Origin of the sequence: Rathayibacter sp. PhB1 (genome assembly GCF_004362935.1) — a bacterium.
GTDB classification, from domain to species: domain Bacteria; phylum Actinomycetota; class Actinomycetes; order Actinomycetales; family Microbacteriaceae; genus Rathayibacter; species Rathayibacter festucae.
The window spans coordinates 807,526-820,605 of sequence record NZ_SNYD01000001.1; the positions used below are offsets into that span (position 1 = coordinate 807,526).

Here is a 13,080-nt window from a genome sequence, read left to right on the forward strand (position 1 = left end):
GATACGCCGCTGTCGCGGCTACTCGACCAGCATTTTCCGCACCCGCTGCGACGCTCGGCGCAGCAGGAGCGGCATCCCGCTAGGAGGCGCGGCGGGCGATGGTGACGCGGGTCGCGTACGGCATGGCGACACGGTCGCCGGGCAGCGCGTCGACGACCTCGCCGACGGCGGCGAGGACCGCCGCGCGCTCCTCCTCGGGCATCGCGATGACGTAGCTGCGGGAGGCGAACATATCGAGCAGCGCGGGCCGGCCGAGCTCGTACTCCCAGTCGAACTCGGCGTACGCGACGCGCTCCAGCGCCGAGCCGAGCGGCGGCGGCACCGTCTCGAAGCGCTCGGCGGCGGAGGAGCCGGCGACCTCGCCGAGGCGCCGCACCCACGGCACCGACTCGTCGCGGATGTTCCAGACCAGCGCGAGCACGCCGCCCGGAACCAGCACCCGCGCGACCTCGGCGCTCGCGCGCTCGGGGTCGACCCAGTGCCAGGACTGCGCCGCGGTGACCAGCTCGACGGACGCGTCGGCCAGCGGGATCGCCTCGGCGGTCCCCGCCAGCGCCCGGACCGACGGCAGCTGCGCCGTCAGCCGCTCGAGCATCGCCGTGTCCGGCTCCACAGCGGTCACGTCGAGTCCGCGCGCCACCAGCGAGGCGGTGAACTTCCCGGTGCCGGCCCCGAGGTCCACAGCGCGTACCCGGTCGGAGGCGTCCGCGCCGGCCGCCCGCGCGCGCTCGGGCACGAAGGCACCGGCCACCCGGGCCGGCGCGTGCCCGACGAGCCAGTCCACCGCGTCGTCAGGGTAGCCCGGGCGCCCGCGGTCGTAGGCGTCGACGGCCGAGCCGAAGGAGCGGCCGAGCTCGGAGTCGGGAGCGGAGGGTGTCGCGTCGGAAGGCGTCATGCTTCCGACGCTACGCCCCGACGACTCACCCCGCGCTACGCGTCCGGAGCCGTCGCCCCCAGGGTCCGTGCGAGGACGTCGACCGCGTAACCGTAGCCCGCGATCCCCGCGCCGACGATCACGGCGACCGCGATGTCCGACAGGTAGGAGTGCCGCCGGAACTCCTCGCGCCGGTGCACGTTGCTCACGTGCACCTCGACCAGCGGCAGCTCGGTGGCGAGGACGGCGTCGCGGATCGCGATCGAGGTGTGGGTGTAGGCGCCGACGTTGAGCAGCAGGCCGGCGGCCGTGCCGCGCGCCTCGTGCAGGCGGTCGATGATCGCGCCCTCCGAGTTGCTCTGGAAGAACTCGATCTCGAGGCCGAGCCGCTCCGCCGCGCCGGTGGCGAGCGCCTCCGCATCGGCGAGCGTGTCGGAGCCGTAGACCGCGGGCTCGCGAGTGCCGAGGAGGTTCAGGTTCGGGCCGTTCACGACGAGGATCTTCACGCTCCGACCCTAGCGACCCGCGGGCGCGGACCGGTCAGGCGAGCGTCGCCGCGATGCCGACCGGCAGCGCCGGCAGCTCGGCCCGCAGCCGGATCAGCTCCCGTGCGTGCTCGTCCAGGCGGCGGTCCTCGTCGCTCCGCGGCTCGAGCGCCGGCACCGCCTCGGCCGCTCCGTCGTCGCCGCGCACCACGAAGACGCTCATGCACTGCGTGGTCAGCTCGAGGGCGCCCGTCCGCGGGTCGCCGGAGCGCACGTGGATCGCAAGGTGCATCGAGCGCGGCCCGGTGTGGATCAGCCGCGCCTCCACCTCGACGAGATGCCCGATCCGCACCGGCCGGTAGAAGTGGATGCCGCCGGAGTAGACGGCGACCGCGTCCCGGCCGCTCCAGCCCTGCGCGACGGCGTTCGCGGCCTCGTCGATCCAGCGCATCACGATGCCGCCGTGCGCGTTGCCGCCCCAGTTGACGTCGCCGGGCGCGGCGAGGAATCGGAAGACGATCCGCGGGCCGGTCCCCGCCTCCGTGTACTCCTGCGCGCGCATCACCTCGTGCAGCGCGCGTCGGCCGTCGATGCGGGCGGCGGCGCCCTCGGCCAGGGCGAGGTCCTCGATCGTGCGCGGGGTCCACTCCGGGACCGGTCGCGGGCGCTTCTCCTCGTCGACGGCGACGAAGATCAGGAGGCAGTGCGTCGCCGCCTCGTAGCGCCCGGTGCGCGGGTCGGCCTGGGCGACCCGCACCAGCACGTGCATGCTCGTCCGGCCGGTGTGGATGACCTGCGCGGTCGCCTCGATCAGGTTGCCGACGGCGATGGGCCGGGTGAAGTGCACGTTGCCGACGTACGCGGTCACGCAGTAGCCGCCGCTCCAGCCGACGGCGCAGGCGTAGCCGGCCTTGTCGATCCACTCGAGCACGCGGCCGGCCTGGGCGCTGCGGCCGTCGGCGGTCGCGTCCTGCGGCGCGGCGAGGAAGCGGAGGGTGATGCGGTCGTCCATGGTGCCCGTCTGGTCGTGCGGTAGGTGGGGGATCTCCACATGCTGGTCGAGCAGCCGCGCCAGCGGTCCTCACATGCTGGTCGAGTAGCCGCGTCAGCGGCGTATCGAGACCCACGCGTCCGGAGGTGGTGGATCTCGATACGCCCCTGCGGGGCTACTCGATCAGCAAGAAGGGGCGGGCATTCATGCTGGTCGAGTAGCCGCGTCAGCGGCGTATCGAGACCCACGTGCTCGGAGGTGGTGGATCTCGATACGCCCCTGCGGGGCTACTCGATCAGCATGAGGGCGGCGGCGCGGTCGCTGCCGCGCGGAGGAGAGGAGTGGACCCGCGGAGGGGGATGCGAAGAAGGGGATGGTTCCCCTCCGCGGGCCACAGGGGCGCCGGCGCGGGGCCGGCGGGATCGGGGTCAGGCCGCGTGGGCGGCCGGCAGCTCCTCGGCGAGCAGCCGGAGTCGCAGCGCCTGGAGCTCGGCGGCCAGCTCGGGCGGCAGGCGGTCGCCGAAGCGGGCGAAGAACGCCTCCGTCAGGGCGCACTCGTCGAGCCACGCCTCCACCGGCACCGAGAACAGCTCCTCCTTCGCGGCGGCCGAGAGGTTGAGCCCGTGCGTGTTGATCGACAGCGGGAGGTCGCCGATCGCGCTGGGCCGCGACTCCGCGAGCCCCTCGATCCGCCGGACGAGCCACTGCAGCACCCGGGCGTTGTCGCCGAAGCCGGGCCAGAGGAAGGAGCCGTCGGCGCCCTTGCGGAACCAGTTGACCTGGAAGACCGCGGGCGCCTTCTCGCCGAGGTCCGCGCCGATCGCGAGCCAGTGCGCGAAGTAGTCGGCCATGTTGTAGCCGCAGAAGGGCAGCATCGCGAACGGGTCGCGCCGCAGCTCGCCGACCGTCCCCTCCGCGGCGGCCGTCTTCTCGGAGGCGATGGTCGCACCGAGGAAGACGCCGTGCTGCCAGGAGGTCGCCTGGGTCACCAGCGGCACGTTGCTGGCACGCCGCCCGCCGAAGACGATCGCGTCCAGCGGCACGCCCTCGAAGGCGTCCCACTCGCGCGAGAGGGTCGGGCACTGCTGGGCCGGCGCGGTGAAGCGGGCGTTCGGATGCGCGGCCGGGGTCCCAGAGGCGGGCGTCCACGGCTCTCCGCGCCAGTCGGTCAGCCGCTCGGGCACCTCGTCGGTGAGGCCCTCCCACCAGACGTCGCCGTCCTCGCGGAGCGCGACGTTGGTGAAGATCGTGTTGCCCCAGAGGGTGTGCACGGCGTTCGGATTGCTGCTCTGCCCGGTGCCGGGCGCGACGCCGAAGAACCCGGTCTCGGGGTTCATCGCCCAGAGGCGGCCGTCCTCGCCCTTCTTCATCCAGGTGATGTCGTCGCCGAGCGTCTCGACGCGCCAGCCCGGGATGGTCGGCTGCAGCATCGCGAGGTTGGTCTTGCCGCAGGCGCTCGGGAAGGCGGCGGCCACGTGGTAGCTCCGCCCCTCGGGCGAGACGATCCGGATCAGGAGCATGTGCTCGGCGAGCCAGCCCTCCTCGCGGCCCATCGCCGAGGCGATCCGCAGGGCGAAGCACTTCTTGGCCAGCAGCGCGTTGCCGCCGTAGCCGGAGCCGAACGACCAGATCTCACGGGTCTCGGGGAACTGGGTGATGTACTTCGTCGCATTGCACGGCCAGGCGACGTCCTCGCGGGTCGCGCCGTCGGCGTCGCGGAGCGGGAAGCCCACCGAGTGCACCCCGCGGACGAAGGCGGTCTCCTCGGTGAAGGCGGCGAGCGGCTCAGCGCCCACTCGGGCCATGATCCGCATGTTCAGCACGGCGTAGGCGGAGTCGGTCAGCTGCACGCCGAGCTGGGAGAGCGGGCCGCCGACCGGACCCATCGAGAACGGGACGACGTACATCGTCCGGCCGCGCATCGAGCCGGCGAAGTAGGGCGCGAGCTCGGCCTTCATCGCGGAGGGCTCGCGCCAGTTGTTCGTCGGGCCGGCGTCGGCTTCGTCGGTGGTGCAGAGGAAGGTGCGGTCCTCGACGCGGGCGACGTCGTCGGGGTCGGTGCGGGCGAGGAAGGAGCCGGGCCGCCACTCCGGGTTCAGGGCGATCAGCTTCCCCTCTTCGACCATCCGGGCGGTGAGGCGGTACCACTCGGCGGGGGAGCCGTCGCACCACTCGATCGCGTCGGGCTGGAGGATCGCGGCCGTCTCGCGCACCCAGCGGCGCAGGGCCAGCGGGGCGGGCGGCACGACCGGTGCGTCGACCGGGGTCGGCGCGGTCATGGTGGTCGTCTCGAGGAGGAGGGTGTTGCTGTAGATGCTCATGCTGGCTCCGCTTTCAGTGCAGTCGTCGTCGACGGGGTGGGGAGTCGGTCCTCGTGGCGGTCGTGATCCGACGGTGCGAGGGGCGCTCTCTGGCGCCTGAAGCCAGGATGGAGGAGGATCGAGGGGTATTTGCGAGGCCTTGACCGTCAAGAACCGTGGTTTTTGCGCTTCCGTCACAACCGATCGCTGGAGCTCGCCGTGACCGACACCACCGACCCCGCCGCCGTCCCCACCGCCGGGACCGATGCCGCCCTGCTCGGGCAGCGCATCCGGCACTTCCGGACCCGCCGCGGGCTGACCCTCGGGCAGCTCGCCGAGCGCGTGGGCGTCTCGGGCAGCCAGCTCTCCCTGATCGAGACCGGACGCCGGGAGCCGCGGCTCTCGCTGATGCAGGCGCTCGCCACCGCGCTCGGCGTCGAGCTCGCCGCGCTGCTCTCCGACGAGCCGCCGAGCGAGCGCGCCGCCCTCGAGATCGAGCTGGCGCGGGTGCAGAAGGGGTCGCTCTACCGCTCGCTCGGGCTGCCGGAGTTCAAGGTCAACAAGAGCCTGACCACTCCCGTCCTCGAGGCGTTCCTCGGCGTCTACCGCGAGCTGGCGCGCCGCAAGAGCGAGGCCAGCGCGACACCGGAGGAGGCGCGGCGCGCCAATACCGCTCAGCGGCTGCAGCTGCGCGAGCACAACGCGTACCTGCCCGAGATCGAGGCGGTCGCCGGCGAGATGCTCCGCACGGTCGGGCACCGCGGGGGAGCGCTGACCCACAGCTCGGTCTCGAAGATGGCGCGGCACCTCGGCTTCGAGATCATCCACGTCGGCGATCTGCCGCACTCGGCGCGCTCGGTGATCGACCTCGCGAACGGACGGATCTACCTGCCGCCCGCCTCGATCCCCGGCGGGCACGGGCTGCGGGCGCTCGCCCTGCAGGCGATGGCGCACCGGCTGCTCGGCCACGAGCGCCCGGTCACCTACGCCGACTTCCTCCGGCAGCGGCTCGAGATCAACTACTTCGCGGCGGCCTGCCTGATGCCGCTGGAGCCGGCCGTGGCGTTCCTGGAGGAGGCGAAGCGCGACCGGGACATCTCCGTCGAGGACTTCCGGGACGGCTTCGGCGTCACGCACGAGGCGGCGGCGCTGCGCTTCACCAACCTGCTGACCTCGCACCTCGACATCCGGATGCACTTCCTCCGCGTGCTCGGCGACGGCTCGATCCAGAAGGCCTACGAGAACGACGGCCTGCCGCTGCCGACCGACGTGACGGGCGCCGTGGAGGGGCAGATCGTCTGCCGCTACTGGTCGGCGCGCTCCGCCTTCAGCCGCACCAACCGGACGACGGAGTACTACCAGTACGTGGACACGCCGGCCGGCACCTTCTGGTCGGCCTCGCAGACCGGCACCACCGCCACGGAGGAGTTCTCGATCACCGTTGGCGTCCCCTTCGCCGAGGCGCGCTTCTTCCGCGGCCGCGACACCGACCGCCGCGAGCAGTCCCGCTGCCCCGACGAGTCCTGCTGCCGCCGCGCCCCCGCCGAGCTCGCCCAGCGCTGGGACGGCAACGCCTGGCCGAGCGCCCGCCTGCACGCGCACGTCCTCGCCCCGCTGCCCTCCGGCACCTTCCCCGGCATCGACGACGCCGAGGTCTACGCCTTCCTCGACGCCCACGCCCGCGAGTCCTGACGCTCCTCCCCAGCCCTGCCGCCTTCCGCGAGATGCCACTTATGAGGCGATTCCTCGGCGTGTCGTGCTCATAAGTGGCATCTCGCGGGAAGGGGCTGTGGAGAACGCGCGCGGAGGAGCGCGGGGTGCGGCAGGGTCCTCGCATGCAGGACGACACAGAGACCCGGATCGTGAACGCGTCGACGAGCGAGCTCGCGCGCCATCGGCTGGTGGCGGAGTACCCGGTCGGCGTCTTCCGGGGTGCTCGTGCCGCGATCGAGCCGGTGACCTACGGCGAGACGATCACCGCGTTCGCCGCCGTGATGCGGCCGGGCGAGTTCTTCTCGCATGTCACCGCCGCTCATCTCCTCCAGCTGCCCGATCGGCGGGCGACGAAGACCACTCCGCTGCACGTGTCGGTCACGCCGCCGATGCGAGCCGCCCGTCGGGTCGGCGTGAAGTCGCACCATCTCTGGGACGAGGCGGTGACCGTCGTCGACGCGGGCCATCCGGTGACGGATCCCGCCTCGACCTTCTGCCATCTCGCCGACTCGCGATCGCTCGACGAGCTGGTCGTGCTCGGCGATGCTCTCGTGCGGCCCGACGAGGAGCTCGGTCGCCGCGGCCTCCGCGTCGATCTCGAGGTCCTCGCGGCGAGGGCGGCACGCTATCGCGGGCGGGGCGGCCGGCGCGCTCGGGAGGCGGTCGGATTCGTCCGGGTCGGCTCCGAGTCGCCGAAGGAGACGCTCCTCCGGCTGCTGCTGATCCGCGCGGGGCTGCCCGAGCCGGAGCTCAACGTCGAGCTGTACGACGCGGACGGTGTCTTCGTCGCGCGGGTGGATCTGCTCTATCCGAATCAGTGGGTCGTCGTCGAGTACGACGGCGATCAGCACCGGACGGACACGCGGCAGTACGAGCGGGACATCGCGCGCAGCGAGGCGATCCAGGCGCTCGGCTACCGCCACATCCGCGTGCGTCTCTCCGGCCTCGTCGACCACCCCGAGGCCACGGCCGCCCGCGTCCGCCGCGCTCTCGGCCTCTGACCCCCGCCGCGGCATGCCACATATGACGAGATTCTGCGGCGTGTCGTGCTCATAAGTGGCATCTCGCGGGAGGGGGAGAGAGCCGGGGGTCAGCCGGAGATCAGGGCGCGGGCCGTGCCCTCGTCGAGGATGAGGTCGGTGAGGAGGCCGGCGGCGAGGGCGCCGCGCAGGCCCGGGAGCTTCGAGGCGCCCGAGACGACGCAGATGCGGCGGGAGGCGCGGCGCACGGTGGAGAGGTCCGGGCCGCTTGCACGTTCGTTCATGGGGATGTCGTCCCAGGTGCCGTCGGCCCGGTAGAACACGGTGGCGACGTCGCCGACCACGCCGGACGCGCTGAGCGAGGTGAAGTCGCTCGGCTCCAGGTAGCCGCCGATGTAGACCTTCGAGGGCACCGCCGCGAACGGCGAGCCGAGGCCGAAGAGCGCGACGTCCATCCGCTGCTGCAGCTCCAGCACCCGCTTGGTCGACCGCTCGCGCCAGACCGCCTTCTTGGTCATCGGGTCGTCGAAGAACGCCGGCACCGGGAACTGCTGCACCTTCGCGGCGTACGCGTCGCCGAAGCGCCGCAGGATCTCGCTGGAGTAGTTGATGCCGGTGGTCTCGGTGTTGCCCGCGCCGTTGAGCTGCACGATCTGGGTGTTGTGCGTCTCCTTGGCGATCAGGTGCCGGCTCATCGCGCTCATCGTCGAGCCCCAGGCGATGCCGACGATCATGTTCGAGTCGATGAACGGCCCGAGGATCCGCGCGGCCGACAGCGCGACGCGCTCGAGCCGGTCGATCTCACTGGTGTGATCGGGCACCGGGACGATGTGCGCCGTGATGTCGAAGTGCGCGCGCACCTCCGCCGACAGCGCGCTCGCCCGGTCGAGGGGGGAGCGGATCTGGATGTCCACCAGTCCCGTCGCGCGGGCGTGCGAGAGCAGCCGCGACACCGAGGAGCGCGAGGTGTGCAGCTCGTGCGCGATGGCGTCCATCGTCAGGTCCTGCATGTAGTACAGCTGCGCGGCCCGGAGCGCGTCGCGCGTCTTGTCCGGGTGGGTCGCGTGCGTCGTCTCGTCCAGCTCGACGACCGGTCGGACAGGGGTCATTGCCACTCCTTGCACGTATTTCCACCCGTCTTGACCGGATGTGTTGTCGGGTCAAGGATGGCTGTATTCCCTCGCGATATCAACCGTCCATCTGGGGCGGCCACACTCGCACGAGGCATTCGACGCAACACCTACGACACGAAGGCGAGTACGAAGTGGCACAGTCTGTCGGAACTCCCGGAAGCTCCTCTCTCCGCGAGAGCGTCTCCGCACTGCGGGACACCCCCCGCGCGACCGTCCTCGTGATCGGCGGTGGCATCAACGGCATCGGGACGTTCCGCGAGCTCGCGCTCAACGGCGTCGACGTCGCCCTGGTCGAGCGCGGCGACTACGTCTCGGGCGCGTCCAGCGCCTCGAGCCACATGATCCACGGCGGCATCCGCTACCTCGAGAACGGCGAGTTCCGCCTCGTCAACGAGGGCGTGCACGAGCGCAACGGCCTGCTCAAGATCGCTCCGCATTACGTGAAGCCGCTGCAGACCACGATCCCGATCTACTCGACGTTCTCGGGCATCCTGGCCGCGCCGCTGCGCTTCCTCACCCACAAGTCGGGCAAGCCCCAGGAGCGCGGCGCGCTGCTGATCAAGGTCGGCCTCACCCTGTACGACTTCTTCTCCCGCGACGGCGGCGTCGTCCCGCGCCACCAGTTCCACGGTCGCAAGCGCTCGCTGAACGAGCTGCCCAAGCTCGACCCGAAGATCAAGTACACCGCCACCTACTTCGACGCCTCCGTGCACGAGCCCGAGCGCCTGGCGCTCGATGTGCTGCGCGACGCGCTCGTCGGCGGAAAGAAGGCCCGCGCGGCCAACTACGTCGAAGCCGTCGGCACCTCCGAGGGCGGCGTGCTGCTGCGCGACCGCGAGAGCGGCGAGGAGTTCGCCTTCCAGGCGGACGTCGTCGTCAACGTCTCCGGACCGTGGACCGACTTCACCAACACGGCGCTCGGCACGACCACGAAGTTCATGGGCGGCACCAAGGGCTCGCACATCGTCCTCGACAACCCCGAGCTGGTCGAGGCCTGCGAGGGCCGCGAGATGTTCTTCGAGCACAGCGACGGCCGCATCGTGCTGATCTACCCGCTCAAGGGCCGGGTCATGGTCGGCACCACCGACATCGAGGCCGACCCCAACGAGCCGGCCGTCTGCACCGAGGAGGAGATCGACTACTTCTTCGACCTGGTGAACCACGTGTTCCCCTCGATCCCGGTCACCCGCGAGCAGATCGTCTTCAAGTTCTCCGGCATCCGCCCGCTGCCCCGCCACGACGACGAGACCCCCGGCTTCGTCTCCCGCGACTACCGCATCGAGCCCTCGACCCTCCCCGGCGGGAAGACTCCCGTGCTGAGCCTGGTCGGCGGCAAGTGGACGACGTTCCGCGCCCTGTCCGAGCACCTCTCGAACGAGGTCTTCAAGCGGATCGGCGTCACCCGCCGCGTCTCGACCGTGAAGACCGCGATCGGCGGCGGCAAGGGCTTCCCGCGCACGGACGCCTCGCGCGCCCAGTGGATCAGCCAGCACCGCTCCGGTCTGTCCTCGGCCCGCACCGGCCAGCTGCTCGAGCGCTACGGCACCCGGGCGGAGGAGGTCATCGAGGCCCTGGCCGACGGCCACGACGAGGCGCTCGACTTCGACAAGGACTTCACCACCGGTGAGATCCGCTACCTCGCCCAGCGCGAGAGCGTCGTGCACCTGATCGACCTGGTCATGCGCCGCACCAACCACGCCTTCACCGGCGGCCTGAGCCGCGAGCTGCTCGAGGAGCTCGCGCAGCACACCGGCGAGGTCCTCGGCTGGGACGAGGCGGAGCGCGCCCAGGAGGTCGACGCGACCATCGAGCACCTGAAGAAGTACAACGGCGTCGATGTCGGCGGCACCTCGGTGCAGGCGCCGACGGCGGTCGCAGCCTCCTAGCGGGGCGACTGGCGCGGATCGACGGGAGTCCCGGTTCGAGGAGTGATCTCGAGCCGGGACTTCCGTCGTCACAACGCACAAACGTGCACGCGGCGTTCCTTGTCCCCGGTACGGGGCGCCGATAACTTCACACTCGTCGGGCATCGATGCCCGTCGCGGGCGCGTTCGCGCGTTCCGACCGATGAAAAGGAAAAGGTCAACGTGGACAATCTCGGAGTGGTGTTCCTCGCGGAAGTCGTGGGAACGGCGATGCTCGTGCTCCTCGGCTGCGGCGTGGTCGCCAACGTCGCGCTCGTGAAGAGCAAGGGTCTCAACGGCGGGACCCTGATGGTCAACTTCGGCTGGGGCTTCGCCGTCTTCGCCGGTGTGATCGTCTCCTACAACTCGGGTGCGCACCTCAACCCGGCCGTCACGCTCGGCCTCGCGGCCAGCGGAGCGACGGAGTTCGGCTCGGGCGTCCCGGTCAACATCGTCTCGATCCTGATGTACATCCTCGCCCAGATGATCGGTGCGATCCTCGGCGCCGTCTTCTGCTGGCTCGCCTACAAGCAGCACTTCGACCAGGAGCCCGACCCGGCCAACAAGCTCGGCGTCTTCTCCACGGGTCCTGCGATCCGCAGCTACGGCTGGAACTTCGTCACCGAGGTCATCGGCACCTTCGTCCTCGTCTTCGTCGTGATCGGCTTCGGCGGCGGACGCCAGGGCGACGGCGGACTCGCGGCGCTGGGCGCCCTGCCCGTCGCCATCCTGGTGATCGCGATCGGCGCCTCCCTCGGTGGCCCGACCGGCTACGCCATCAACCCCGCCCGTGACCTCGGCCCCCGCATCGCCCACGCGCTGCTGCCGATCAAGGGCAAGGGCTCGAGCGACTGGAGCTACGCCTGGGTCCCCGTCGCGGGCCCGATCGTCGGCGGTGTCCTCGCCGGTCTCGCCTCGACCGCGCTGCTGCCGATCCTCTAGCCGGTCCTGCGGGCCGCTCCGGCTCGCGATCCGCACTCCACTTCACCCGTTACGAAGGAGTAATCATTCATGGCTGACTACGTCATCGCTATCGACCAGGGGACCACGTCGTCCCGCGCGATCATCTTCGACAAGAAGGGCTCGATCGTCTCGACCGGCCAGAAGGAGCACGAGCAGATCTTCCCGCGCGCGGGCTGGGTCGAGCACGACCCGATCGAGATCTGGAACAACGTCCGCGAGGTCATCGGCCAGGCGCTCTCCCGCGCCGACCTGACCCGCCACGACATCGCCTCCGTCGGCATCACCAACCAGCGCGAGACCGCGGTGGTCTGGGACAAGACCACCGGCAAGCCCGTCTACAACGCCATCGTCTGGCAGGACACCCGCACGCAGTCGATCGTCGACCGGCTCGCCGGCGACGAGGGCGCGGACCGCTTCAAGTCGATCGTCGGGCTCCCGCTCGCGACCTACTTCTCCGGCACCAAGATCGTCTGGATCCTCGAGAACGTCGAGGGCGCCCGCGAGAAGGCGGAGGCCGGCGACCTGATCTTCGGCACCACCGACACCTGGGTCCTCTGGAACCTCACCGGCGGAGTCGACGGCGGCGTGCACAAGACCGACGTCACCAACGCCTCGCGCACCCTCTTTCTCGACCTCGAGACGCTCGAGTGGCGCGACGACATCCTCGAGGCCTTCGGGGTGCCGAAGTCGATGCTCCCCGAGGTGTGCTCCTCCTCCGAGGTCTACGGGCAGGTCGAGTCCTCCTCGCTGCTGCGCGAGGTCCCGATCGCGGGCATCCTGGGCGACCAGCAGGCCGCGACCTTCGGCCAGGCGGCGTTCGATCCGGGCGAGGCGAAGAACACCTACGGCACCGGCAACTTCCTGATCTTCAACACCGGCACCGAGATCGTGCACTCCAAGAACGGGCTGCTCACGACGATCGGCTACAAGCTCGGCGACGGCGAGGTGCACTACGCGCTCGAGGGCTCGATCGCGGTCTCCGGCTCGCTGATCCAGTGGCTGCGCGACAACCTGGGCCTCATCGGCTCGGCCCCCGAGGTCGAGGCGCTGGCCGCGACGGTCGAGGACAACGGCGGCGCGTACTTCGTCCCCGCGTTCTCCGGCCTCTTCGCGCCGTACTGGCGAGCGGACGCGCGCGGTGCGCTCGTCGGCCTCACCCGCTACGTCAACAAGGGCCACATCGCCCGCGCCGCGCTCGAGGCGACGGCGTTCCAGACCCGCGAGGTCCTGGACGCGGTCAACGCCGACTCCGGCGTCCCGCTGCAGGAGCTCAAGGTCGACGGCGGCATGATCGCCAACAACCTGCTCATGCAGTTCCAGGCCGACATCCTCGGCGTCCCGGTCGTCCGGCCGGTCGTCGCGGAGACCACCGCGCTCGGCGCCGCGTACGCCGCGGGCCTCGCGGTCGGCTTCTGGGAGAACCTGGACGACCTGCGCCAGAACTGGCAGGAGGACTCGCGCTGGACCCCGCAGATGGACCAGGACGAGGCCGCCCGGCAGTACCGCCTCTGGAAGAAGGCCGTCACGAAGACCTTCGACTGGGTCGACGAGGACGTGCAGTAGCACCGCACCACTGAACGACGAGGGCCCGCGCACGCAGAGTGCGCGGGCCCTCGTGCGTGGTCCACTGGGAAGAGACGCCCGCAGACATGCTGGTCGAGTAGCCCCGCAGGGGCGTATCGAGCGGCGAAGCCGCTTCGCGTCTTGGTGGCGGGTGAAAAGACGCGGCTGCGCCCC

Annotated in this window: 10 protein-coding genes; 5 read left to right on the forward strand and 5 right to left on the reverse strand. The window is 70.9% G+C overall.

Annotated elements, in window-relative coordinates; genetic code table 11:
* Positions 1 to 79: 79 nt before the first annotated feature.
* The 4 genes from EDF17_RS03900 to EDF17_RS03915 all read right to left on the reverse strand — a co-directional run bounded on the left by EDF17_RS03900 (position 80) and on the right by EDF17_RS03915 (position 4,629).
* Positions 80 to 895, reverse strand: coding sequence for a class I SAM-dependent methyltransferase (locus EDF17_RS03900; RefSeq protein WP_123445256.1), 816 nt, complete (start codon positions 893 to 895; stop codon positions 80 to 82).
* 35 nt (positions 896 to 930) lie between these two features.
* The gene (gene aroQ / locus EDF17_RS03905; protein ID WP_123445257.1) at positions 931 to 1,380 is read right to left on the reverse strand and encodes a type II 3-dehydroquinate dehydratase; all 450 of its coding nucleotides are present in this window, start codon (positions 1,378 to 1,380) and stop codon (positions 931 to 933) included.
* 34 nt (positions 1,381 to 1,414) lie between these two features.
* Positions 1,415 to 2,371 (reverse strand): hotdog domain-containing protein, encoded by a 957-nt coding sequence (locus EDF17_RS03910; RefSeq protein WP_123445258.1) that lies wholly within the window; start codon positions 2,369 to 2,371, stop codon positions 1,415 to 1,417.
* Positions 2,372 to 2,778: 407 nt separating this feature from the next.
* Positions 2,779 to 4,629 carry a phosphoenolpyruvate carboxykinase (GTP) gene (locus EDF17_RS03915; RefSeq protein WP_123445388.1) on the reverse strand — a complete coding sequence of 617 codons (1,851 nt, stop codon included), beginning with the start codon at positions 4,627 to 4,629 and terminating at the stop codon, positions 2,779 to 2,781.
* 240 nt (positions 4,630 to 4,869) lie between these two features.
* On the opposite strand from EDF17_RS03915, the gene EDF17_RS03920 reads away from it, so the two are divergent.
* Positions 4,870 to 6,342 carry an XRE family transcriptional regulator gene (locus EDF17_RS03920; protein WP_123445259.1) on the forward strand — a complete coding sequence of 491 codons (1,473 nt, stop codon included), beginning with the start codon at positions 4,870 to 4,872 and terminating at the stop codon, positions 6,340 to 6,342.
* Between the two features lie 143 nt (positions 6,343 to 6,485).
* Positions 6,486 to 7,364 (forward strand): DUF559 domain-containing protein, encoded by an 879-nt coding sequence (locus tag EDF17_RS03925; protein ID WP_123445260.1) that lies wholly within the window; start codon positions 6,486 to 6,488, stop codon positions 7,362 to 7,364.
* A gap of 89 nt (positions 7,365 to 7,453) precedes the next feature.
* On the opposite strand, the gene EDF17_RS03930 is transcribed toward EDF17_RS03925, so the two are convergent.
* Entirely contained in the window at positions 7,454 to 8,452 is a 999-nt protein-coding gene (locus tag EDF17_RS03930; RefSeq protein ID WP_123445261.1) for a sugar-binding domain-containing protein, read from the reverse strand.
* Positions 8,453 to 8,607: 155 nt separating this feature from the next.
* Between EDF17_RS03930 and EDF17_RS03935 the strand changes: the two genes are divergently transcribed.
* The 3 genes from EDF17_RS03935 (at position 8,608) to glpK (ending at position 12,906) form a co-directional block, all read left to right on the forward strand.
* Positions 8,608 to 10,362: a glycerol-3-phosphate dehydrogenase/oxidase gene (locus EDF17_RS03935; RefSeq protein WP_243732776.1), complete on the forward strand. Its 1,755-nt coding sequence runs from the start codon at positions 8,608 to 8,610 to the stop codon at positions 10,360 to 10,362.
* Between the two features lie 201 nt (positions 10,363 to 10,563).
* Positions 10,564 to 11,322, forward strand: coding sequence for an MIP/aquaporin family protein (locus tag EDF17_RS03940; RefSeq protein WP_123445263.1), 759 nt, complete (start codon positions 10,564 to 10,566; stop codon positions 11,320 to 11,322).
* A 69-nt stretch (positions 11,323 to 11,391) separates the two neighbouring features.
* Positions 11,392 to 12,906 carry a glycerol kinase GlpK gene (gene glpK / locus EDF17_RS03945; protein ID WP_123445264.1) on the forward strand — a complete coding sequence of 505 codons (1,515 nt, stop codon included), beginning with the start codon at positions 11,392 to 11,394 and terminating at the stop codon, positions 12,904 to 12,906.
* Positions 12,907 to 13,080: the final 174 nt, after the last annotated feature.